The sequence below is a fragment of the Achromobacter dolens genome, assembly GCF_902859745.1.
GTDB lineage: Bacteria > Pseudomonadota > Gammaproteobacteria > Burkholderiales > Burkholderiaceae_B > Achromobacter > Achromobacter dolens.
In genome coordinates, this window is the sequence record NZ_CADIJW010000048.1 from 19,738 (window position 1) to 42,848 (window position 23,111).

General features: G+C 61.7%; 23 protein-coding genes and 2 tRNA genes. 6 read left to right on the top strand and 19 right to left on the bottom strand.

Features of this window, described 5'->3' with window-relative positions; all coding sequences use genetic code 11:
• Nucleotides 1-60: 60 nt before the first annotated feature.
• Nucleotides 61-136 (bottom strand) — tRNA-Asn (locus HV783_RS23975).
• 153 nt (nt 137-289) lie between these two features.
• On the opposite strand from HV783_RS23975, the gene HV783_RS23980 reads away from it, so the two are divergent.
• The gene (locus HV783_RS23980; protein ID WP_054503749.1) at nt 290-1,678 is read left to right on the top strand and encodes a GntP family permease; all 1,389 of its coding nucleotides are present in this window, start codon (nt 290-292) and stop codon (nt 1,676-1,678) included.
• Nucleotides 1,679-1,911: 233 nt separating this feature from the next.
• Here HV783_RS23980 and HV783_RS23985 read toward each other — a convergent pair whose 3' ends face one another.
• Nucleotides 1,912-2,313 (bottom strand): VOC family protein, encoded by a 402-nt coding sequence (locus HV783_RS23985; RefSeq protein ID WP_054503748.1) that lies wholly within the window; start codon nt 2,311-2,313, stop codon nt 1,912-1,914.
• Nucleotides 2,314-3,315: 1,002 nt separating this feature from the next.
• Here HV783_RS23985 and HV783_RS23990 point away from each other — a divergent pair.
• The 3 genes from HV783_RS23990 (at nt 3,316) to HV783_RS24000 (ending at nt 5,540) form a co-directional block, all read left to right on the top strand.
• The gene (locus HV783_RS23990; RefSeq protein WP_175190007.1) at nt 3,316-3,681 is read left to right on the top strand and encodes a helix-turn-helix domain-containing protein; all 366 of its coding nucleotides are present in this window, start codon (nt 3,316-3,318) and stop codon (nt 3,679-3,681) included.
• A gap of 3 nt (nt 3,682-3,684) precedes the next feature.
• The gene (locus tag HV783_RS23995; protein WP_175190008.1) at nt 3,685-4,635 is read left to right on the top strand and encodes a replication protein RepA; all 951 of its coding nucleotides are present in this window, start codon (nt 3,685-3,687) and stop codon (nt 4,633-4,635) included.
• A 680-nt stretch (nt 4,636-5,315) separates the two neighbouring features.
• Nucleotides 5,316-5,540, top strand: a complete 225-nt coding sequence (locus HV783_RS24000; RefSeq protein WP_175190009.1) for a hypothetical protein — start codon at nt 5,316-5,318, stop codon at nt 5,538-5,540.
• 311 nt (nt 5,541-5,851) lie between these two features.
• Here the strand turns inward: HV783_RS24000 and HV783_RS24005 are convergent, their stop codons facing one another.
• The 14 genes from HV783_RS24005 to petA form a co-directional block, all read right to left on the bottom strand.
• Nucleotides 5,852-6,097 (bottom strand): hypothetical protein, encoded by a 246-nt coding sequence (locus tag HV783_RS24005; protein WP_175190010.1) that lies wholly within the window; start codon nt 6,095-6,097, stop codon nt 5,852-5,854.
• Between the two features lie 8 nt (nt 6,098-6,105).
• Complete coding sequence (locus tag HV783_RS24010; RefSeq protein ID WP_175190011.1) at nt 6,106-6,624, bottom strand: hypothetical protein; 519 nt, start codon at nt 6,622-6,624, stop codon at nt 6,106-6,108.
• Nucleotides 6,625-6,640: 16 nt separating this feature from the next.
• On the bottom strand, nt 6,641-9,367 hold the full coding sequence (locus HV783_RS24015) for a DotA/TraY family protein (protein WP_175190012.1): 2,727 nt from the start codon (nt 9,365-9,367) through the stop codon (nt 6,641-6,643).
• On the bottom strand, nt 9,364-9,636 hold the full coding sequence (locus HV783_RS24020; RefSeq protein WP_175190013.1) for a hypothetical protein: 273 nt from the start codon (nt 9,634-9,636) through the stop codon (nt 9,364-9,366). Before HV783_RS24020 ends, HV783_RS24015 begins: the two co-directional genes overlap by 4 nt.
• 538 nt (nt 9,637-10,174) lie before the next feature.
• Nucleotides 10,175-11,287 carry a reverse transcriptase family protein gene (locus tag HV783_RS24025; protein WP_175190014.1) on the bottom strand — a complete coding sequence of 371 codons (1,113 nt, stop codon included), beginning with the start codon at nt 11,285-11,287 and terminating at the stop codon, nt 10,175-10,177.
• Nucleotides 11,253-11,570 (bottom strand): helix-turn-helix transcriptional regulator, encoded by a 318-nt coding sequence (locus tag HV783_RS24030; protein WP_175190015.1) that lies wholly within the window; start codon nt 11,568-11,570, stop codon nt 11,253-11,255. The genes HV783_RS24025 and HV783_RS24030 overlap by 35 nt, the downstream gene beginning before the upstream one ends.
• 593 nt (nt 11,571-12,163) lie before the next feature.
• A complete protein-coding gene (locus HV783_RS24035) occupies nt 12,164-13,249 on the bottom strand; it encodes a site-specific integrase (RefSeq protein WP_175190016.1) in 1,086 nt (361 codons plus the stop codon).
• Nucleotides 13,250-13,370: 121 nt separating this feature from the next.
• A tRNA-Thr gene (locus HV783_RS24040) sits at nt 13,371-13,446 on the bottom strand.
• A gap of 73 nt (nt 13,447-13,519) precedes the next feature.
• A complete protein-coding gene (locus HV783_RS24045) occupies nt 13,520-14,164 on the bottom strand; it encodes an imm11 family protein (RefSeq protein WP_054503747.1) in 645 nt (214 codons plus the stop codon).
• A 218-nt stretch (nt 14,165-14,382) separates the two neighbouring features.
• Nucleotides 14,383-14,826, bottom strand: coding sequence for a ClpXP protease specificity-enhancing factor (locus tag HV783_RS24050; RefSeq protein WP_054503746.1), 444 nt, complete (start codon nt 14,824-14,826; stop codon nt 14,383-14,385).
• Nucleotides 14,827-14,838: 12 nt separating this feature from the next.
• A complete protein-coding gene (locus HV783_RS24055; RefSeq protein WP_006388039.1) occupies nt 14,839-15,450 on the bottom strand; it encodes a glutathione S-transferase N-terminal domain-containing protein in 612 nt (203 codons plus the stop codon).
• 153 nt (nt 15,451-15,603) lie between these two features.
• A complete protein-coding gene (locus tag HV783_RS24060) occupies nt 15,604-16,458 on the bottom strand; it encodes a cytochrome c1 (protein ID WP_054503745.1) in 855 nt (284 codons plus the stop codon).
• A 25-nt stretch (nt 16,459-16,483) separates the two neighbouring features.
• Nucleotides 16,484-17,872 (bottom strand): cytochrome b, encoded by a 1,389-nt coding sequence (locus tag HV783_RS24065; protein ID WP_049070550.1) that lies wholly within the window; start codon nt 17,870-17,872, stop codon nt 16,484-16,486.
• A gap of 74 nt (nt 17,873-17,946) precedes the next feature.
• Complete coding sequence (gene petA / locus HV783_RS24070) at nt 17,947-18,588, bottom strand: ubiquinol-cytochrome c reductase iron-sulfur subunit (RefSeq protein ID WP_006388042.1); 642 nt, start codon at nt 18,586-18,588, stop codon at nt 17,947-17,949.
• A 140-nt stretch (nt 18,589-18,728) separates the two neighbouring features.
• On the opposite strand from petA, the gene mscL reads away from it, so the two are divergent.
• Nucleotides 18,729-19,181 carry a large conductance mechanosensitive channel protein MscL gene (mscL, locus tag HV783_RS24075; protein ID WP_006388043.1) on the top strand — a complete coding sequence of 151 codons (453 nt, stop codon included), beginning with the start codon at nt 18,729-18,731 and terminating at the stop codon, nt 19,179-19,181.
• 491 nt (nt 19,182-19,672) lie between these two features.
• Here the strand turns inward: mscL and HV783_RS24080 are convergent, their stop codons facing one another.
• Complete coding sequence (locus HV783_RS24080; RefSeq protein ID WP_175190017.1) at nt 19,673-20,449, bottom strand: Nif3-like dinuclear metal center hexameric protein; 777 nt, start codon at nt 20,447-20,449, stop codon at nt 19,673-19,675.
• Between the two features lie 19 nt (nt 20,450-20,468).
• Here HV783_RS24080 and HV783_RS24085 point away from each other — a divergent pair, with 19 nt between their 5' ends.
• Nucleotides 20,469-21,629 (top strand): trypsin-like peptidase domain-containing protein, encoded by a 1,161-nt coding sequence (locus tag HV783_RS24085; protein ID WP_116791672.1) that lies wholly within the window; start codon nt 20,469-20,471, stop codon nt 21,627-21,629.
• A 78-nt stretch (nt 21,630-21,707) separates the two neighbouring features.
• On the opposite strand, the gene HV783_RS24090 is transcribed toward HV783_RS24085, so the two are convergent.
• The gene (locus HV783_RS24090) at nt 21,708-22,109 is read right to left on the bottom strand and encodes a helix-turn-helix domain-containing protein (protein WP_054503742.1); all 402 of its coding nucleotides are present in this window, start codon (nt 22,107-22,109) and stop codon (nt 21,708-21,710) included.
• A 105-nt stretch (nt 22,110-22,214) separates the two neighbouring features.
• Nucleotides 22,215-23,006 carry a twin-arginine translocase subunit TatC gene (gene tatC, locus HV783_RS24095; protein ID WP_054503741.1) on the bottom strand — a complete coding sequence of 264 codons (792 nt, stop codon included), beginning with the start codon at nt 23,004-23,006 and terminating at the stop codon, nt 22,215-22,217.
• Between the last annotated feature and the right edge of the window lie 105 nt (nt 23,007-23,111).

Below are 23,111 nucleotides of genomic sequence, written 5' to 3' on the forward strand. Positions count from 1 at the left end.
GGGCGTTCGCCCATGCAAAAGGCCCGCAACACGTTGCGGGCCCTTCAGTACTGCATTCTTTGGCTCCCCGAGCTGGGCTCGAACCAGCGACCTGCGGATTAACAGTCCGTCGCTCTACCGACTGAGCTATCGGGGAACAGGTAGAGGGGGCGAATTATGCACAAATTTCGCGGGGAATGCAAAACGGCCCGGATGACTGGAGGGGTTATGACGCTTCGGCGCCAGGACGATCCCTTATCATGGCAACCAGAAGGTTCGCGACCTCTCACGTTTTTTCTGGGTTTCACACATGTCTTCGTTCGACATCCAATTGTTGCTCACCGCCCTGGTGAGCGTCCTGGTGCTGGTCGCACTCATCGTCTCGCGCATCCGCATGCACCCGCTGCTGGCGCTGCTGATCGTGTCCATCGGCGTCGGCTTCGCCACCGGCATGGAGCCGACCGCCATCGTCAAGAACCTGACCGACGGCGCCGGCAAGACCCTGGGCGCGGTGGGCGTGGTGATCGCGCTGGGCGCCATGCTCGGCAAGATCCTGGCGGACTCGGGCACCACCGAGCGCCTGGCCAATGCGATCCTGAACCGCACCTCGCCGCGCATGATTCCGTGGACCATGACGCTGGTGGCATTCATCATCGGCATCCCGATGTTCTTCGAGGTGGGCCTGGTGGTGATGCTGCCGCTGATCTTCAGCGTGGCGCGCAAGCTGGAAGGCCAGGAACGCTTCAAGGGCTCGGCCTATGTGTACGTGGGCGTGCCCGTGATCTCGGCCCTGGCCGCCATGCACGGCATGGTGCCGCCGCATCCCGGCCCGCTGACGGCTATCGCCAGTCTCAAGACCACGGTCGGCCCGACCATGATCTACGGCTTTCTCGCCGCCCTGCCCGCCATGATCCTGGGCGGTCCGCTGTACGGCGCCTTCATCGCGCCGCGCATGACGACCCGCCCGGACGAAGCCCTGCTCGAGCAATTCACCGCCGTCCGCCAGGCCGATGCCGGCCATTCGGTGCCGGGCGTGGGCCTGGGCGTGCTGGCGGCCCTGCTGCCCGCGTTGCTGATGCTGCTGCACGCGGTGGCCGAGATGCTGCTGCCCAAGACCTCGCCCCTGATGCACGTGGCGGCCTTCCTGGGCAATCCGCTGGTCGCCATGTTGCTGGGCGTGCTGTTCGCAGCCGTGGCGCTGGTGCTGGCGCGCGGCGGCGACGCCGAGAAGTTGCGCGACGGGCTCGGCAAGAGCCTCAAGCCCATCGCGGGCATCATGCTGATCATCGCTGGCGGCGGCGCCTTCCAGCAGGTGCTGACCAGCGCCAAGGTCGGCGACGCCATCGTCCACCTGACCCACCAGTTCGCGTTTCCGCCGCTGGTGCTGGGCTGGCTGATCGCCATGTTGCTGTCGGTGTCCACCGGCTCGGCCACGGTCGGCATCGTTGGCGCGGCCGGCCTGCTGGCGCCGCTGGCCGGCGCCGATCCCTCGCTGAACCTGCCGCTGCTGGCGCTGTCGATCGGCTGCGGCTCGCTGTTCTTCAACTATGCCAATCACGCCGGCTTCTGGATGGTGAAGGAATCGTTCGGCATGACCATGGGCGAGGCTACCAAGACGATCTCGGTGGTGCAGTCCATCGTGTCGGTGGCCGGCCTGGTGATGGTGCTGCTGTTCAACATGCTGCCGGCGCTGGGGTGAGCCGCGGCACGGGCCGGCCGGAATGCGGCCGCTGCCTGCGTGCAAGGAAACGAAAAAAACGGCCGAATGGCCGTTTTTTTTGTCGGCTGCACGCCGGCACTCCATCAGACAACGCGCAAGCGCGGCTCGCCGTGGCGATCAGACAGGTCGCGTAGACCCGCAGGAGCTGGCGCAGGTGTCGGATTCCATGGGCATCATGGGTGCACCGTATGGGGAGTTGCCGTCTCGGCGTTCTAGACGATATCGCCCCGGTAGACGAGGTGGATCTTGTTGCCGTCGGGGTCGCGCAGGTACGCGCCATAGTAGCCGTTGCCATAGTGGGGGCGCGGGCCCGGAGCCCCCTCGTCCACGCCTCCCGCGGCAAGCCCGAGGGCATGCGCGTGCCTCACCGCCTGCTCGTCGGGCGCGAGGAACGCCACCATGCTGCCATTACCCGCGGAGCAGGGCTTTCCATCAAACGGCGCGTAGGCGTAGAACCGAGGCAGCGTGGCGCCGGGAACCACCCAGCAGAGCGCTGCCGGCCCGCCGTCGGGTGTGACCTGCCGTTGGCGCAGGCCAAGCGGTGCGAGGATCGCATCGTAGAAAACCGAGGCGCGGGCCAGATCGCTGACGCCGACCGTGATGTGACTGAACATGGATCCGCATTTCCCAAATCAAGTGCTTCACAAGCAAGCGATCCTCGCTGCCATGGACTGTCGTGTTACCGCGGCGTTCGGGGCCTGTGCGAGGGACCGAGACAAGTATAGCCACGCCAGACTGGCCGGATGGCCGGACTTCATCGAATCGATCATTTACCGGTGGCACGGCTCGCGACGAAATCGCGTGATTGATTGGCGAACTGGGACGTTCGGCCTGACCTTGTGCGCTGAGGGAGGATCCCGGGGGATGCTGATGGTGCCGGTGAAAGGAATCGAACCCTCGACCTTCTCATTACAAGTGAGCTAAGAGGCAGTTGCGCCTCTTGTGCACCAAGGTCTTGATTTCACAAACACTTCTGCTGGATGTTGAAACCAGTTAGAAATCAATGGTTTGCCGACAGCGCAGCCTCAAATCCCCATTTCGGTAGATCGAAGTACGCACCGGGATTTCTGATCTTACCGAAAAAATTTGGCGCTAAGTGGAGCAGATTTGGCGCAAGGTTCGTGAGCGACGCCCTGCTATCGCGCCAGCGGGAGGTTGCGGTACATCGCGGGAGTTATGCGGTATATTTCCCGCAGGTCATAGCTTTGACCGCTGCCATCAGGCCAGTTTTTTTCCGGACTGCGTAAGCAGGCCATTAGAGTCGACTGCGTGTGCGACCGATGTTTTCCGGACAGTGCGAGCAGCGGAGCATGGTCACCTCGGATGAGGCAATGAAGCGAAGGGCAGGCTTCGCGTTCATGACATTAAACCTGCACGGAAAGCTCCTCGGGTACGCGACGAACCGGGGGGTGAGTAGGATCTAGTGCACATGCAGCGCGCGGTACGCTTCCCTTGATAGAAGAGGATAGCTGAAAGACCGGAACGACTAAGTGGCGACCGCAAGGCGTGTCGCATGTGCAGCCCCCGGGCGCGGGGGTTCGTTGACGGATACGTACCTTTCTGTTGCCACCTGACCCGCACGGCAGGCGATGTGGCGATCGCGAAGGCGTGCGTCCATGCAATTCGTAAACTCCGTCCAGCCGGCTTTTGCCACTTCCTCGCTATCCTACCTGTCCACGAAGTATCCGCCGACGTTGAACGTCGAGCAGCTCGCAGAAATCACCAGCGAATCCCCGCAGACCATCCGTAACCGACTGACTCTTGGCACCTATCACGTGCCGTCGTTCAAGGTCGGGCGCAAGCGCGTGTTCCGACTGGTCGACGTGGCGCAGTTTCTCGATCAGAGCTTCTTTGATGATCCTAGCCATCCATCTCTCCGTCGGCCTAAGCGGGGAAGGCCGACGAAGGTAGATCGTGCAATGCGCGAGCAGCACCGCATCGCGGTAGTTGCAAGTAGTCCTGATGTCGATGCGCAGGGGTGAGTCATGTCCACCGCTCGCCAAATTCAGATTCCGTCGAGTTCGGCTGGCTTTGCTTCAGATCCTCGGACGGCGTTGAGTTTTGAGAACCGGCAGAAGCATGCTCAGAAGATCATCGCGCGCGGTGCTCAAATTGCGGAGACTCCACCGGGCGGGGATGACATGGCATTCGTCCACGCGGTGCTATGTCAGGTCGGATTGCCCCGCTCTGAAGTCGAGGGTCGCGAATTTATGCGCCAGTCCGGCCAGGCTTGGGTGAATGTGCAAGCGGGCTGGCTGGACGAGGGGAATGGACCTGTGCCGCAACCCATCCCCTATGGCGTAATGCCCCGGCTTGCCCTCGCCTGGGTGTCCAGCTATGCCAAGCGTCACAATACGCGGCAAATTCACATCGGTGACAGCGCAGCCGAGTTTCTGCGTCTGATGGGTATGGAAGTCGACGGCCGCCGCTATCTGACCTTGCGCAAGCAGATGCATGCGCTGGCCGCGTGTCGGTTGCAGCTCGGGTTCAAGGGTCGCACCTTCAACGGGCAGCCTGTCGAGCAGTTTGACGCCTGGGTGTCCAACCGCGCCACCCAGCAAAGACCGCTCTGGCCAGGTGTCATGATTCTTTCAGAGCATTACTTCAACGAGCTGCGGGATAGTGCCGTTCCCCTAGATAATCGCGCCCTGCACGCGCTGAAAGGATCAGCATTGGCTTTGGATGTGTACTGCTGGTTGGCACATCGTCTGCACCGTATCGAGGGCAAGGGCGTCATGCTGTATTGGAAGTCCCTGCGCGAGCAGTTCGCCCAGGAATATACCGGAAAGAACGCTGACAAAGACTTCAAGAAGAAATTCGTACCAGCCTTGCGCAAGGTGCAGTCTGTTTATCCGACGGCCAATGTCAAGCAGGTTACAGGCGGATTGTTGTTGCTCGGCTCGCCGCCACCTGTTCCGAAGAGGCTTGGGAAATAGGCTGCCTCTGAAGATGCCAAGGCCAGGTTTTCGTCCTGTGCATGGAGTTGGCCAGTTCGGCGACGTCATCAAGTCGCTCGTGAAATCAGCCGCCACGATCGATGCGACCAAGTGTATGGCGTCGCCGTCGAAAGACCGCGCAGAATCTTGTGGACAACAGAACTTATCCCCGTGAAATTGGCCCCCCCTGTTACGTGAAAGTAGACCCCCTTCGGGGCAGTTTCGTACGTGAAATTGGCCCCCTTTTGCTCGTGAAATCAGACCCCCCCTAAAACCGGTACGGTTTTCCTGTAAATACATTCCCTGTAGTTCCCTCTGGTAGTTAGGGAGCGCCAGTGTGTGGGGAACTCTCCGAGATTCCGATATCGGTGGGATGTGACCCATTGCGAAGGTCCAGGACAAGAGACCCCCTCAAGGGGGCTGGATAAGGTGCGGGCGTTGCCCGCATCACCCCCAGGGCCGGGGGCTCAGCCCCCCTGTCCGGCCCTCTGGGCCGGCCCTTCGACCCCCCGGGGGCCTAGCAGCCCCCCGGCCGCACGCGGCCGGCTCCCCCCTGCGACCACCACGAGGTTCCCAGTCGGCAGGGCTAGAATCGCTCAGAACGACCTACGGGCGCACCTTTCGGACCTGGCAGCCCCACTTACCTTTTCGACCTGTTGGCGTTTTTGAGAGCTTTGGACATGCACGACAACCAAGACCGTTACCAACCTGTGCCGTTCGACCCCAAGGAGTTGGCGGCGAAGAGGTGCGTGGCCGAGCCGGCATTTCGAGCCGCCTACGATGCGCTCGAAGACGAATTCGCAGCGCTGCGGCGGCAGTGTCATGCTTTACATGGTGATCCGTCAGAGATCGAGGCCACGGGCCTTAGCGAAGTTGCGGTAGGGGTGATCAAGGGCTGGGAATGACTCAGCGCGGTAACTTAGTAGCAGCGGGACCACCTCGAGCCTATGGTAGCCATGACCAAGCCCGACTTTCACCGGTGCAAGTCAACTAAAGGCCAAGGTCAGGCTTGCGTGTCAAACGAACCGATACGCGACTACGCCAAGAGCCACCGTGACGAATAGGAATACGATGATTTTGCGTCGCAAAGCAGATATCGCATGCAAGCAGCGTGATGCCGACCCGTACTTCACCAACAAGGAAGTGGAAGGTGATGCGTGCTGCACGCCGCGTAGAGCTGCTATTCCCTGCCGAAGGCGTCAGCACCCTGGGGCGGCTATGAATTGAGGTTAGGTCGCAGCGCACGACGTACAACTGGTGGCGCGCCCTCGAGCACGTGCCGCGCCGTCGCGATGGGCCACCAGCCGCCGGCCTTGCGGTAGGCGATCTCCTCCGGAGTCATGTTTTCGGCCAGTTCAGCCGATTCCCGCCACCACTCAGCCCACTCATCCAGCTCGGCCGGCGTGGCGGCCTGAGGCAAGGCCAGTCCCAACAGCTCAGCGATTTTTTCGGCAGACAGCATACCCCCCTTCACCATCCAATCTGCTGTTTCAGTAGGGCATCGAAGACCGTGTGTTTGTCTCGATCAAGGGTAAAAACAAACGAACGTCCGTCGGCAAGGACGAATCGCGTTTCCACCGCCGTGTTCTTGTACTCTTCAGAACGACGAAGCAGATCCGAAACCGAAAATATCCAGGGCTTTCGGAGGGTGTAAGGCCAGAAGATGACCTTCTGAGCCTTCGTATCGACGCCCATGTACTGGATGCAGCCATTGCTGAATTGTTCGATGTTCGGCGACAGGCCTTCACGAGATTTGAGCTTGTTCACCCTATGCTGCAGCGATTCCTTGAAGTGCTCCGGCAACCCTTTGAACAGCGCCCAGCCCCCACCAAAGACATAGACGCCGACACCCACGATCAGGGTCAGGCTCCCCTCATAGTTGTTCCGTAGGCCGGCCAGGCCGGAGAGCAGCACGACGACCGCCGCAATCAACCCGAAAACCCAGAATGGCCTTACGAGGCCCCACAAGAAAAGAAGTAGCACACGCATTTTTTGGTTCCTTGGTTTACTTCCGTTCGCCGTTTAGCCCGTTTCTCTTGAGTGCGCTTGGAAATTGTCCTTTGTGACGACCGTACATGAGAGGGCTCAGCTGAGCCGATAGCGCACCCACTGCACGATGCGCGTCATCGTTGGGAGACGTGCCAAGATGCGGCGAGGCATGCCCACCCACCCAGTTAATCACCTGGTCCGGCACGATCACGATCAGATTGAAGCAGCGATGTACCAAGTTCATGCACAATGAGCAGTAGAGAATAACGAAGCCCAGGGCGCTGACCATGCCCGTCATCGAGTCGAACTGGGCATTTACCATGGCAATGCCGAAGGTCTTGTTCAACAGGTTTCCGCCGGCAGCGATCGCCACTCCAGCCATGAAGAAACCGACCACCATCAGCAGCGGGCGCACCATCATGTTCAGAAGAAAGATGTAGCCGTGGCCGCTACGATGTCCCATGCCGTCACCTTCACCGCTCATGTGCGTCATGGCCCAAAGTGGCGCGGCGATGATGGCCTCGCCCACCACCACTAGCCAGTTGATTGCGGCGCCAAACCACACAACAAAGGGAATCATGGGCAGGTAGATCGACAGGACAATGCCTGCACCCATGAACCCCAAGATCAGGATTCGTAGATAGGGCTCTACAGTATTGATGACAGCATCAACCCCCTTTCCAATCCCAATCACCAAGTTCCCGACACTGCCAAGCAAACCGCCATTCGCCATGGCCACGGCGAATTTCAGTCCTGCATACCCGGCGACTGCACCCGTGGCAAGCCCAAGGATGTCATCTCCGATGTTCTTCATGCCAATGAGCGGGTTCGTGGTCAAACCATCCGGCGAGCCCAGAAGCCGGTTGGTCAAGGCAACCGCAGCTCGTTGCCCAGGCCCAGCCATGACGCTGCTCATGATTTTTTCGACTTCCGAGCCCTTTGTTTCGTTGGAACGAGAGGCCGACAACGAGCTGACTCCAGAAGATGAGCCACTTTGCTCGGATTGCGCCGTATAGGCGACCATCACCTTATCGTATAGGAACTTGATACCCGGGTCTCCGACAATCGATTCACCGAACACATGGGCTTTGGCGGCCATGGCGGTGTTCAACTTCGTGTTCGCTTGTGCAAATGTCTGGTACCAACCGCCTAAGCCCCACCAGCCTTGGCTTTGAAGTGATGATGAAATCTGAGAGGACAGCGCAGCGATTTGGCTATTTGTCGTTGCAGCCTGCGACGTGACCACGCTTTCATAGGCTTGTGCGGCAGACTGAATCGTGGCCTCTGCATTGGGCAATTGGACATCGCCGTTCTTCGTCCTGACCACAATCTTTGCGACGAAATCCGAAGCTCCTTGCCAGAGGGTGCTTTGCATAGCCTTGAGGCCATTCAGATGTGCGGCTTTGATATCCGAAACGTCAATATCGGGTCCCCAAAAGGAATCCGAGTTCTTTTTCACCCCTGGCGCGGTGTCTTGCGCGCTCGTTACATCTGCCCCGCCGCAGACATACGTGTTCGACCTGAAAATCATGCCGGTCAGGGTGTCTTGGGGCTGGACATAGCTACTCGGCAGAACCCATCCCCCTTCCGTCTTAGCCTGGTCTAGTCCGAGATTGATGCTGTACATGCATAGATTGGCCTGGTAGAGGCTTCTCGCCAGCTCCACCGTGCTGGGCATAACCGGCTGCGCCACCATGGTTTGCCCGCTGGCCAGTGCATCGGTCGCCGCGCGCGTGGCCAAGTTCGCCGTACCTACGCCCATAATCGACGCCGCCCATAGCATGAGCAACTGGGATATCGACCAGCCGTTGGCCGTGGGTGCCAGCGACGCGATCGCAATAATCACGCGTATCGGAGCGTGTACCAGCCCTCGGCCCTGCTCGAAGACTGTTCCGTCGTGGGCTGCAGCCGCTACCTTTTTGAAGGCCATGTAGCCGCCAAGCACCAGGGATACCGAGAGCAATGCGGAATTCCCAATTTGGAAGATCCTGGCCAGGATCGTGTCGCCGCCGCTGGCGCTCGTCGCCAGAGGGGTGTTGACAACCTGGCCGAAAATCCCGATCAGCGCCTGACGGGATAGGTCCGAGGTCGTCTTCGCGGCCGCGCTGATCTCGCCCAGCGACATACCCTGTGCCCAGGCTGCACCCACAAACGCCAGGGCGCCCAGCAGGGGCACAGCCAGTAGCACCTGGAGCATGCCGCGCGAGATTCCGATTTCCGGGCTCAGGGCCTGCAAGGCCCAATCCCGCTCCTCCCGCCTGAAATCTTCAAAGCCGCCGCGATCCGCCCGCGACAGCCGTCGAGTCCGAAGCTGCCACAGCCGGAACTGCGCCGACAGCGCCCACAAGAACGAAGCAACGCCACTGGCTCCAGCGCTCATCGCCGCCAAGCCCATTCCGGCGAGATCCCCGTGATCAGCCGACGCCAGGAACCCTATGCCGGGCAACATCAAGAGCAGGCCGCCCAGCGCCAGCGCCAAACGCTTGCGCATGAGGAAGTGCCGCCGTAGCGCGACAAGGCGCAGGGCCATTTCGTCGTTGAACACCTCTTCGAATGAGCGATCCTCGGCAGCTTGAGGCGCTTGCCTGTCGGCGCGCAAGCCATCGACCATAGCCTTGATCTCAGTGAGACCAGAAAGGGATTGCTTCGTGGTGTTGACCAGTAGTTGGACTGACTTGACCGCGGGCCGCCAGGGCAGCAGGACATCCAGAAAAAGGATTCCGAGCCATTTCTTCGTGTTCACGCTGCCACCCCCGGCATGGCACGACCAGCCTCTCCCCGAAACATCTCCAGGGCTTCCTGGTTATGTCGAAACACGTAATCCGGGTAGGCCGGGAGGCCCCTGGCATGGCGCTTCAGCAGCTCGGCTATGTGTTCACCGGATAGTTGCTGCTGCCGCAACGCTTGGATATCCCTGTGGTGCAATGCTGCGTTGACGGCCGCCATCCTCCGCTGCGCTGCGTGCAGACGCGCGATGTCATCCTCTAAGGCAATCAGATTTTTGTTTCCCATGACCACCACCTGCTAATACGCAGGACTGGTGATCTGGCCTTATGTGATGCAGACCACGTCCTGCTGCATTACCTACCGGCCTGTTGCCGGACGTGTCATCGGATTTTTCGCCAGCCGATGCCGCAGGAAGGTCTTGGGAATGTTCACCGTGCTACGCAGATGACGGGGGCCCCACGGCCTTATTGATGGTGATTTTCTACCGCGCCTTGTTGTACCAAGCCTCAGGGAAAACCACTCTCGAATTATATCCGCTCGCCGTCAACGCAGCCATTCCTTTGGCCTGCTATGCGATTCTTTTCCCGGTGTTTACTGCATGGGCGACTAGCGGTGCAGTTAGGTTCCTATGAGAATGCAGACATGTCCACGGAGTGACAACATTTACTTCGGACAGGGTAGGGATTGATATACCGCGCAAAGCGCGCTATATCAACCGGCCAGCGTCCAGTCGTTGCTCTCCCTACCTTTTGGCCTTCGCCCTGCTCAGGGCTACGCCCCGAGACCCCGGTATACTCAGGAGCCTGCTCATGGCAGGCCGTAGCTAGTTCGTCGGCGCATCCGAGAGGTCGAGCTGCTCCCTGAGCTGCACTCCACCCATGGTTGCCACTGTGCGTGGGTTTGAGCGACCGCGCTTACGACGTGGTCCCCCTATTGATCTCGATAGGCGCGGAGCGACTTGTGCCTTCGCTGCGGCAAGTAACTTCACGCTGTCACTCGCCATTCTCTTGTACGCAGGGTCAAGGAAGGCAGCTTCCCCCAGAAGGCCACACAGTTTTGCAGCTAGCAGTACGCGTTTTCGACTATCTTTCTCGGCGTAGAGAGCGATCCGAATGGCGCGAGCCTTGTGAAAACGAGCGTGTGGCACTCGTAGTGACTGACCTGTGATAACAACGCCGGTGACATGCTTGGGACGGCTGGGGCCGAAGATTTTGGTCTTATGCCCGGAGAGCTTATGCCCGTGGCTCTTGACGATGCCTTCTATTTGGTCAGCCAGACTTCGCGGAATCGCATCGCCGGATAGGGTGATGTCGTCGACGTAGACTGACAATTTCAACCGCAATACCTTTCCACGCCGATCGATCGTCTCGAACAAGCGCCGATTCGCCCAATAGGCCAAGATCGGACTGGTAGGAGCTCCTGTGGGTAGAACGTGCCCGTGTGTGCATAGGTCCGTCAAGAGGCCTGCCACATCTGGCGCGCATTCCAGATCCTTGCTGAAGAACTGGAACACCTGCTTTGATGTGGTAGTGGGGAAGAAATCCTTGAGGTCGAACGTCGCTACTGACTGCGCGCCGACATGGGCCTGTGCATTCGATCGATACGACCGACCTGGTGTTGCTCCGTGGCAGTAGTCTGGCACACGGACGCGGGAAAGCAATTTGGTTATGCGTGCGAGTATTGCCTTGAGTTCGGGGACGGGATTCTGTACCCATCGCGCTTTGCGGGTCTTGCCAGTGAACTCACAAACTTCAGCTTCTAGCTCAAAGACTTGGAAGTTTCCCTCGTCAGCTGATAGACGTATTAAGTCGGCAACATTGACGCCAAGGATTTTTTCCAGCCTCTTTTTGGAACCCACTTTATAGAGGGCGCACTGATTCAATGCATAAGTCTTCCGCGGCTTAGCTGGTGCGGGCGGCTTTTGATTTTCTGACACTCTTTGCTTCCACCCATTGAAGTAATGCCAGCACCTTCTTTGCAGCTCCCACGCGCAGGGTGCTTGTGAGACCTGTTTGATGGAGGTTTTCCGAAAAGAACAACAACGATGAAACGGGGATGCCGAAATATTCACTATATCTATTCAGCATCTCCAGCGATGGCTGCTTCTTGCCGGACTCGATTTCCGACAGGTAGGAGTTGGAGATTCCTAGCTGAGCACAGAGCTCTGATTGCGACAGGTCGTGATAGGCCCTGACAAGCCTTAGCGCTTCATTCAACATGAGATGGCCTTAGTGGTAAAAAGATCAGGAGTAGTCGCCATCACCAGAGATCACCGAACCAGTCGCGGAGCACTTGCCAGTGATCCTTGATCCAATTCCAGCGCCCATCTACCCAGTTGGATGCCCGGTAGAGGGCTGCTGCCAAGCCGAGAATCCTTCTGAGGATCACGACCTTCGGTTTCTTCCGTTCCGTCGACGGGCACGGTTTTGCGGTTTCATTAGGTGTCATATAAGCCTTTCATGTTGCGACATCAACAACCCTGTTGGGACTTTCCCACTTGGGCCTGATGCCTCTCGTACGCTCATGATCGGCGACAACTTGGAGAAAACCGCGCTTTTCCCCCCGAGCCAGTTACCCGAGTCCGGTTCTCGTCCGGACTCGGCTATCCCCTGCCTGCCGGAGAGTCGTGGCGGTGAGGCCGCGTCCGTCCGTCTGGTCTGGGATTGGGTAGGGGCTTTGACACCCCCGCGGGACCGAAGCCCCCGATGCTACGAGACATAAATCTCCGTAACCGCGGAGCTAGTCTAGCCGTACAGATAGCCTGCGTCAATTTTTTTCGCTATGAGCGAAATTTTTACCTCGCGGTTTGCAGTCACCCTAATTTCTTCGCAAGATCCTCAGCTCGGGGGTGGTAATAGCGCATGAGCATGCGGGGGTCTCGGTGCCCCGTGATTTTGGCTAGTTCGTGCATAGGGAAGATCGACGCCAGGCGAGACGTGGCCTCATGGCGCAGGTCGTGGAACCGTAGGTCTGTCAGAAATTGCTTGTCTGGCTGTTTGCCTGCCGTCGCGCACTCCTGTTCATAGATGGCCCTGGCGCGTTTGAGCGCGCGGTTAAAGGCGCGACTGACAGCGTCTGCGGTCATGTCGAATACTAAGGCGCAGCCCTGCCTGCCTTTAAGCTGATCTTCGAAAATTTGGACGGCGCGCGTGGACAAAGGAATGTCACGCGAGTTGCCATTCTTCGTTTCAGGCAGATGGGCCACTCGGCGTTTCAAGTCCAAGTGCTCGGGCAGCAAGGTTGCGAGCTCACTGCGGCGCATTGCGGTTTCAATGGCGACCCAAATGACCGCAGGGAGTGTCTTGGAGTGGCTGGCGGCCACTACGCGATCTATCTCATTGTTCGAGGTCTGCCGGTTGCCGTCTTCAGAATCTGGTTCTTCGGCAGCGATCCTGCGAGTGCGTAGATTGTTGGCCTGGGGTTTGCGCACCAACTCCACTGGGTTGACCAGGCTCTCCATGCCCCATTCCTTACGCGCAATCGTGAATACATGGGAGAGCGTGGCCAGGTGGCGCAAAACCGAAGCTGGCTTCAAGGGTGGATTCGTCGCTTTGAGCCATTCATCACGCAGCTTGGCGATATCGGCACTACGTACAGCCGCCATGTAGCGCGCTGACAATGGGGTCTTGCTCCATGTACGTAGCAAGGACAGCTCGCGCGTATGGCTTTTCTTGCCAGGCGAGATCTCGCGCGCGTAACGGGCGAGCGCTTCAGCCAGTGTGGTCGATTCGGCTTCGACGCGACTGACGAAGACGCCGCGGTCAATTTCAGACTCTACCTGTCGTGCCCAGGCTTCCGCATCGGCGCGCGTGTTGAACGTCTTGATTTGAACGGGATAGCCCCTACGCCTTACCCGAGCCTGCCATTGCAGATCACCACGTCGAGAGATCGATGCCACTTACTGCTCCTCAAGTTGCTGCTCTACCTGCCTTAACGGCTAGAGTGGAGCAAAATTGGCGCAATAAATCGAATCGACCAAAGAAAAAGGGCTTGGCCAGCGGCTAAGCCCTTGATTTTACTGGTGCCGGTGAAAGGAATCGAACCCTCGACCTTCTCATTACAAGTGAGCTGCTCTACCAACTGAGCTACACCGGCGTGGCGCGCGCGGGCCGCGCGCAGGGACTGCATTGTAATGAAAAAAGGAGATTCTTTCCGGCGTGCATGCGGGTCATTCCGGGCGCACGCCCGTCGCGCAGCGGCGCCTGGCTTCCCAGCCGCCCAGGCGCTCGGCGCGCAGGGCGCGCCAGAATTCATCCGAGCAGAAGTAGCCGCTGATGCCGCTGTGCGGATATGACGGCCGGACGCCGAATTGCCGCGGCAGGCGCCAGAAGCAGCGGTCCTGGATGGCGCCGCGGTCCAGCACCAGCGGCGTGCCCTTCAGGAACGAGAAGCAGCCGCCGGCTTCGTAGCCCGCCCGGCCCATGCCTTTGGAGAACTCGGTCTTCTCGATGATGACGGCGTCCACGCGCGGCGGGCACAGCAGCAGGTGGTAGGTGCGGAACGGCCGGCTCTTGCGGCCCACGATCATGGTCTCGGCCTCGACCGGCAGGAAGCGGTGCGTGTCGGGTTCGAGCGTTTCCATGAGTTCGCGCACCCGGGCATTGACCAGGAATGGCCCGCCGTCCCATCCGACGATCGCGGGGACGCGGCCGGTGCCGCGCAAGGTCAGTCGGATCTGACGCGGGATGCGGGCGAGATCGTCGTCCGACAGGCTATCGAACAGGCACAGCTTGGCAACCAGTTGGCGGTCTATCTGCGGCATGAACTGGGTCGATACGCCGCCGGCGGGCGTCATTCCGATCAGGTACGGCATGGGCGGTGCATCACTCCTGGAAAGCCGGGGAGCGGCGCGTGCCGCAGCGGACCCGGTTCAAGCGTATGAGACGGGATTTTTCCTGGATATGCAAATGATACGCACTCTTATCCCGTGCTTCAGAAGATCGCCATGCAATCGGGCGTCACATCGGCGGCGGCCAGACGTGACCGCGCCGCCCGGGCCTGGGGCCGGGGCGGCGCGGGGGACCTGCCGGATTACTTGACGATCGTCAGGTGCGGACGCTTGGGCTCGTCGTCGCCGCCGTCATCGCCGGGGGCGGCATCCGCCTCGGCTTCGGACGGGACGGTCTCGGAGGCGTTCTGCGCGCCCGGGGCCGGCGGTTCGTAGGGCTGCACTTCGAAGCCCATGCCGGCGCCGGTTTCGCGCGCATAGATGGCGCTGACGGCGCCCACCGGCACGTAGACGTTTTCGGTCACGCCGCTGAAGCGGGCCTGGAATTCGATGAATTCGTTGCCCAGCACCAGGCGGTTGGTGGCCAGCGTGCCCACGTTCAGGGTGATCTGGCCGTCGCGCACGTGGGCGACGGGCACCATGGTGTGCTCGTCGACCTGCACGGTGATGTACGGCGTGTAGCCGTTATCGGTGCACCATTCGTGCAGCGCGCGGATCAGATACGGTTTGGTCGAAGTTTCACCCATCACGCAACAACCTTAGCGACGCATCACTTTTTCCGAAGGCGTCAGCGCTTCGATGTAGGCCGGGCGCGAGAAGATGCGCTCGGCGTACTTTTGCAGCGGAGCCGCGTTCTTGGGCAGCTCGATGCCGTAGTGGTCCAGGCGCCACAGCAGCGGGGCCACGGCCACGTCGAGCATCGAGAATTCCTCGCCCAGCATGTACTTGTTCTTGAGCAGCATCGGGGCCAGTTGGGCCAGGCGGTCGCGGATGTTCTGGCGGGCGTTGGCCAGCTTCTTCTCGTCGGGCTTGGCGCTGCGGTCTTCCAGCGTCGAGACGTGGACGAACAGCTCTTTCTCGAAGTTGTACAGGAACAGGCGGGTGCGCGCGCGCATGACCGGATCGGCCGGCATGAGCTGCGGGTGCGGGAAGCGCTCGTCGATGTACTCGTTGATGATGTTCGACTCGTACAGGACCAGGTCGCGCTCGACCAGAATGGGCACTTGACCGTACGGATTCATCACCGAGATGTCTTCGGGCTTGTTGTACAGGTCGATGTCGCGGATCTCGAAATCCATGCCCTTTTCGAACAACACGAAGCGGCAGCGTTGCGAAAACGGACACGTGGTTCCGGAATAGAGCACCATCATGGCGAAAAATCCTTTATGAAAAACGAAAGGCCAGCGCCCTAATCTAGCAGGCGCTGGCCCCGATTGCCAGGCGGGGGGTAGGCATACAGCCCTAACCCGCCATTATCCACCCTGGCGAAAATGGGGGCGGATAAGCCTGGCGGGGCGTTGCGGTTAGCGCACGTGTTTCCAGTAAGAGGCGTTCAGGCGCCACATCACCAGGAAGAACAAGAGCAGGAACAACATGACACCGACGCCCAGCTGGACGCGGAAAGTCTGGACGGGCTCGGCCATCCAGGACATGAACGCGGTCAGGTCGGCGACGTCGTTGTCGTATGTTGCGGTTTGGGCCGGGTTGGCGGCCTTGAATTTGGCCTCGAAGGTGGCATGGCCGTGGTAGCTGGCTACCGGCTCGGCCTTGACCGTGGCAAAACCTTGCGCATCGTACACCGTCGTGACCCGTTCCCACGACTTCGGCGCGCCGTCCTTGCCTTCGACCTCGTGCATCGCCACCGTGGTCAGCTCGCGCGGACCCTGCCGTTCCCACAGCGCGTGCGGCATGCCGACGGCCGGGAACACCAGGTTGTTCCAGCCCGTGGCACGCGAAGTGTCGCGGTAGAACGTGCGCAGGTAGGTGTAGATGTAGTCGGAACCCGAGGGGCCGGCGTTGACGGATTTGGCGCGCGCGATCACGGACAGGTCCGGGGGCGTGGTGCCAAACCACTTCTTGGCGTCCTTGGGCGTCATGGCGACATTCATCATGTCGCCGACCTTCTCGCCGGTGAACAGCAGGCTTTCCTTGATTTGCTGGTCGGTCAGGCCAATGTCCTTGAGCTTGTTGTAGCGCATCGACGATGCGCTGTGACAGTTCAGGCAGTAGTTGACGAACAGCTTGGCGCCGTTTTGCAGCGACGCCATGTCGTTGACGCGGTAAGGCGCCTTGTCCAGCGGATAGCCGCCCTCGGCGGCGAACGTGGCGGTACACGTGAGCATCATCAACGCCACGGCACCAATCAGCTTCTTGATCATGGTCAGTCCGTTATTTTCGTGGGGCTCAGTGGGCGTGGAACGTCACGCGGTCAGGCACTTTCTTGAAAGTGCCCAGGCGGCTCCAGACCGGCATCAGGAAGAAGAATGCCAGGTACAGCAGCGTGCCGATCTGCGACGTGATGTTCAACGGCGGACTGGGCGGCTGCGTACCGATGTAGCCGAGCACCAGGAAGTTGACCATGAAGATGCCGTAGATCCACTTGTGCCAGGTGGGGCGGTAGCGGATCGACTTGACCGGGGAATGGTCCAGCCACGGCAGGAAGAACAGGATGACCACGGTGCCGCCCATGGCGACCACGCCCCAGAACTTGGCGTCGATCACGCGCAGCAGCACGGCCACGACGATCAGGATGCCGGGCACCGCGATGCGCATGAAGCCCTTCAGGTTGCTCTTGACGAGCAGCGCGATGGCGCCCAGCACCGAAGCGCCGGCCAGCACCCACGTGAACTCGTCGGTGGTGGCGCGCAGCATCGAGTAGAACGGCGTGAAGTACCAGACCGGGGCGATGTGCGGCGGCGTCTTGAGCGAGTCGGCCGGGATGAAGTTGTTGAACTCCAGGAAGTACCCGCCCATTTCCGGCGCGAAGAACACGATGAAGGCGAACACCAGCAGGAAGCCCGCGACGCCGACCAGGTCGTGCACCGTGTAGAACGGATGGAACGGAATGCCGTCCTTCGGGCGACCGTACTTGTCCTTCGGGCCTTCCTTGATCTCGATGCCGTCCGGGTTGTTCGAGCCGACTTCGTGCAGCGCCACCAGGTGGGCCGCCACCAGCCCCACCAGCACCAGCGGAATGGCGATGACGTGGAAGGCGAAGAAGCGGTTCAGCGTGGCGTCGGAGACGACGTAGTCGCCGCGGATCCAGATCGACAGCTCGGGGCCGATGAACGGGATGGCCGCGAACAGGTTCACGATCACCTGTGCGCCCCAGTAGGACATCTGGCCCCACGGCAGGAGGTAGCCGAAGAATGCTTCGGCCATCAGACAGAGGAAGATCGCGACGCCGAAGATCCAGACCAGTTCACGCGGCTTGCGGTACGAGCCGTAGAGCAGGCCGCGCAGCATGTGCAGGTAGACGACGACGAAGAACATCGAGGCGCCGGTCGAGTGCATGTAGCGCACCAGCCAGCCCCACGGGACTTCGCGCATGATGTATTCGACGGATTGGAACGCGCGTTCGGCGTCCGGCTTGTAATGCATGACCAGGAAGATGCCGGTCACGATCTGCAGCACCAGCACCAACAGCGCCAGTGAGCCGAAGAAATACCAGAAGTTGAAGTTTTTCGGTGCGTAGTATTCGGACAGATGCGCTTTCCAGGTGGAGGTCACCGGGAAGCGCCGATCCAGCCAGCCCAACAGGCCTGTCGTCTCGACGGTTTTCTCGCCAGCCATGTAACGGCTCCTTCTCTAATACGTGGCGTATTTGTTTTACTTACGTAATTCGGGAAAAAAGCGCGACGCGAGCGTCAGGCCTTGTTGTCTTCATCGACGCCCACGATGATGCGGGAGTCGGTGAGATACTGGTACGGCGGGACTTCGAGATTATCGGGAGCGGGCTTGTTCTTGTAGACCCGGCCTGCCAGGTCGAACGTGGAGCCGTGGCACGGACAGAGGAATCCGCCTTGCCAGGAGGCGCCCATGCCGCCACCGCCGCCCGTTTCGAAGTGCGAGGTGGGCGAGCAGCCCAGATGGGTACAGATGCCAACACAGACGAAGATCTCGGGCTTGCGCGAGCGACCTTCGTTTTCTGCGTATTTGGGAGTGAAGCCGGGGCGTTTGGATTGAGGGTCCGCCAGGAGCGCGTCCTGGGTCTTGAGGCCGGCGATCTGTTCAGGAGACCGGTGGATGATCCAGACCGGCTTGCCACGCCATTCCACGGTTTTCATGGTGCCGACCGGGATATCGCCGATGTCGACTTCGACGGGGGCGCCGGCCGCGCGGGCTTTTTCAGAAGGGGAAAACGTGCTCACAAGCGGTATTGCCGTTGCGACACCTGCTACGCCACCCACAGCACAGGCGGTGGTTACCCAGAAACGTCGCGAAGGATCGGGCGGCAGATTTGGATCAACCGCACCGTCATCATCATGCACCAGCGTATCCTGACTCATCTTCCTATCCTTGTTGATGCGCCCGCTCTACGAGTAGCATCACTTCTGCGGCATCGGCTTCGCGGGAATATGTAACAACATAGCAACCGCGTATTATAGCGCCAGCCTACTGGTGGGCGTATCACGAAGGGAGTGCTTTTATGAGCAAAGCGACTGGTTTCGTCAAAGAATTCCGAGATTTCGCTGTCAAAGGCAATGCGGTTGATTTGGCGGTTGGTGTGATCATTGGGGCGGCTTTCGGCAGAATCGTCGACTCACTGGTCAAGGATATCGTCATGCCGCTGGTGAACTTCGTGCTTGGCGGATCCGTCGATTTTTCGAACAAGTTCCTGGTGCTGTCGATGCCGGCCGGTTACAACGGGCCGATGACGTATGCCGATCTGACCAAGGCGGGAGCCAACGTTTTCGCCTGGGGGAACTTCATCACGATCATCATCAATTTCGTGTTGCTGGCGTTTGTGATCTTCTGGATGGTGAAGGCGATCTACAAGGCGCGGACCAAGGCCGAGGAAGCGCCGGCGGCGCCTGCTGCGACGCCCGAGGATGTGGCGTTGTTGCGCGAGATTCGGGATTTGTTGAAGAAGCAGCCTTGAGCTGAAATGGAAGAGCGCCCTGCGGGGCGCTTTTTTATTGGTTCAGTGGTTGGTTGCTTGCGGGGGTGTGGGCTTCGTAGGCCGCCCGGCGCGGGTGGTCGCGGGCGGGGCGCGCCTGCGATTGCGGTCCGGAGCGTTCGCTCCGGACTGCCCCGAGCTCAACCTCGTTGCCGCCTGCCGGCGGCTGCCTTCGGTTTCCGCCGGGCGCATCTGACGGCGCGCCCCGCCCGCGACCACCCGCGCCGGGCTACCGGTTTCGAGGTTTCATGCGCTGCTGGACCGAGGGGGCGTGGGAGAGGCTTGGGTTGCCCGCCACAACCGGCTGCGCGGGCAGCCGGTTGTGGCATACGTGCTTCTGGGGAGTGGGAGGGTGTGCGCTGCGCGCTGGCGGTGAGTGTTGTGGGTGGCCGCCGTGGTCTTGCAGGCGGCGCGCGTCGGCGGGCAAGGTTTCGCCTGGGATCAGCGTTGCGGCCATGCCCTGTTTTCTTCCGTTACACCGGGTTGTCCAGGTCCACGAATTCCACCTTGATGCCGAAGCGTTCGGCCACGGCCTGGCCGAGGGCCTGGACGCCGTAGCGTTCGGTGGCGTGGTGGCCGGCGCCGAGGAAGGCGACGCCGGTTTCCTGGGCGAGGTGGAAGGTGGATTCGGAGGCTTCGCCGGTGATGTAGGCGGTGGCGCCGGCGTCGATGGCGTCGGCGAGCATGCCCTGGGCGCCGCCGGTGCACCAGGCGATGCGGGCGACGGGCTGGTCGGAATTGCCGACGACCAGGGGTTGGCGGCCCAGGCGTTGCTGGATGCGGGCGGCGAGTTGGCCGACGGTGGCCACGTCGGGGGCGGCGCCGAGCCAGACCAGGTTGTCGGGGCCACAGGTGCGGGGGGCGCCGTCGTCGCGGCGTTCGGGTTCGAGGCCGAGGACGCGGGCCAACTGGGCGTTGTTGCCCAGGGTGGGATGGGCGTCCAGGGGCAGGTGGTAGGCGTAGAGGTTGAGGTCGTTCTTCAGCGCCAGCGCCATGCGGGTGCGGCGTGTGCCGATGATGCGGCGGTCCTCGTTGCGCCACATCCAGCCGTGGTGGACCAGCACCGCGTCGGCGCCGCGTTCCACGGCGATGCGCAACAGGGCTTCGCTGGCGGTGACACCGGTGATAATGTGTCCGACTTCGGATCGGCCTTCCACCTGCAGCCCGTTGGGGCAGTAGTCCTTGAAACGGGCGGCTTGCAGGGTGTCGTCCAGCCAGGCGGCCAGGACGTGGGAGTCCACTTTACTCATTGCTAGTCCTATCAGAAACATGCGCCGATATTGGCTGATCTTCGCTCAGGCCGTCACGGTCTGCCTGGGTATTCTATTCGTCGTCACCACCTTGCGGCCGGATCTGCTGCGGCTGGTCGGGCCGGACGCCGCGCCCGCGGCGACGCCGCAGCCGGTTGCCGCGACCGTGCGGCCGTTGGCGGGGGCGGTTTCCTACGCCGATGGCGTGGCGCGCGCGGCGCCCTCGGTGGTCAATGTCTACACCACCAAGCACGTCGATGTGCCGCTGGTGCCGCTGCCGGACGATCCGATCCTGCGCCAGTTGTTCGGCCAGGTGCCTGGCGTCAGCCGGCGCCAGGCCAGCACCAGCCTGGGCTCGGGCGTGGTGGTGAATCATGACGGGTACGTGCTGACCAATTATCACGTGGTGCAGGCGGCCGACGCCATCGAGGTGGCGCTGGCGGACGGGCGCAAGGATACGGCCAAGGTCGTGGGCGCCGATCCGGACACCGACCTGGCGGTGCTGAAGCTGGCCAGCCTGCGCAACCTGCCCGCGGCCACGCTGGCGCCGGACCGCGGCCTGCGGGTCGGCGACGTGGTGCTGGCCATCGGCAATCCGTTCGGCGTGGGGCAGACCACCACGCAGGGGATCGTGTCGGCGCTGGGCCGCAACGGACTGGGCCTGAATACCTACGAGAATTTCATCCAGACCGATGCCGCCATCAATCCGGGCAATTCGGGCGGCGCGCTGGTGGATGCGCAGGGCAACCTGGTGGGCATCAACACCGCGATCTATTCCGAGTCGGGCGGCTCGATGGGCATCGGCTTCGCCACGCCCATCGACATCGCCCGCAAAGTGATGGACGAGATCGTCAAGACCGGCGGCGTCAAGCGCGGCTGGCTGGGCGTGGAGCCGCAGGACCTGACGCCCGAGCTGGCGCGCGCGTTCCAGTTGGACCGCGATGCGCGCGGCGTGATCATCGCCGGCGTGCTGCGCGACGGCCCGGCCGCCAAGGGCGGCCTGCGGGTTGGCGACATCGTGCAGACGGTGAACGGCAAGCCGATGATGGATACGTCGGCGCTGCTGGCCGAGATCGCGCAACTGACGCCGGGACAGCGCGCGACGCTGAGCGTGTTGCGCGGCGGCAAGGTGGCCGAGCTGACGGTGATGGTGGGCACGCGGCCGGGGCTGCCGCGATAACGGGGCGGTCACCTGGCACGCCAGCCCGGTGATGGCCGTGGATGGGCGGCGCAGGTGGCACGCTGGCCGCCGATGCCGCTACGGTCGGGCCTGAGGCTGTCGCGACGCGGCGGCGCGTCGCGGACGGCACGGGGCGTCGAGCACCAGGCGCACGACCTGCAGCACGCGCTTGCGCACGGCTTCGGGTTGATGCCGCAGCAGCGCGCAGATTTCGGCGCTGTAGGCGTCGGAGTGCGCGTCTTCCTGGGCCAGGGGCGCCGCGCCGGCCTGCGCCACCATGCCGTCGGCCAGCCAGGGGACCTGCGTGTCCAGCGCCCGCGCCAGCCGTTGCAGCGTGGCGCGGGTGGGCGCGTAGTGTTCATCGCGGGTGAGGATACGGTGGATGCAGGACTGCGGCACGCCGGAGATGCGGGCAAGCTGGTTCTGGCTTTTGATGCCGCGCCACCGCATCAGGGTGCGCAGGCGTAGGGCGAGCGACATGGCTGCAATGTAAGTTTGCAGTCGCCGCCGGACAAGCGGAAACAGTCCGTTTATGCAATGACAACGGGGCCCGCAAGGGGCCCCGTCAGGGTCGGCAGCGAGGGTTCAGTGGCGCTCGGTCAGCGAGCCGTCGTTCACGGCGTCGTCGGCGCCGGGCTTGGGCGTGACCATGCGCGCGCAGATCAGTCCCAACTCGTACAGCAGGCACAGCGGCACCGCCAGCATGAACTGGCTGACCACGTCGGGCGGCGTCACCACCGCGGCGATGATGAAAGCGCCGACCACCACGTAGCCGCGCGCGCTCTTGAGCTTGGACAGTTCCACCACGCCCATGCGCACCAGCAGCACCACCGCCACCGGCACCTCGAAGGTGATGCCGAACGCCATGAACATGGTCATGACGAAGCTCAGGTAGGCCTCGATGTCCGGCGCCGGCGTGATCGATTGCGGCGCGAAGGTGGCGATGAAGTGGAAGACCGTGCGGAACACCACGAAATAGCAGAACGCCATGCCCGCGATGAACAGCAGCGTGCTGGAGATGATGAGCGGCAGCGCCAGGCGCTTCTCGTGCTTGTACAGGCCGGGCGCGACGAAGGCCCAGGCCTGGTACAGCACCACCGGCAAAGCGACGATGAAGGCGGCCATCATGGTGACCTTGACCGGCACCATGAAGGGCGTGATGACGCCGGTGGCGATCATGCGCGTGCCTTGCGGCAACGAGGCCAGCATGGGCTGGGCCAGCACGTCGTAGATGGCGGACGCGCCGGGGTAGATGAACAGGATGATGAACACCGCCACCACCGCGCCGACGGCGCGCAGCAGGCGGGTGCGCAGTTCGACCAGGTGGGAGATGAAGCTTTCCTGCTGGCCGTCTTCTTGGGAGGCGTCCTGGGTCACGTTGTCGTTCCGGAGGGCGTGGCGGGCTTGTTGGCCGGCGGGGTCTCGCTGGCGGCCGGGGCGCCGGGCGCCGGCGCCGGTTGCGGGGCGGGCGCGGGCTGGGCG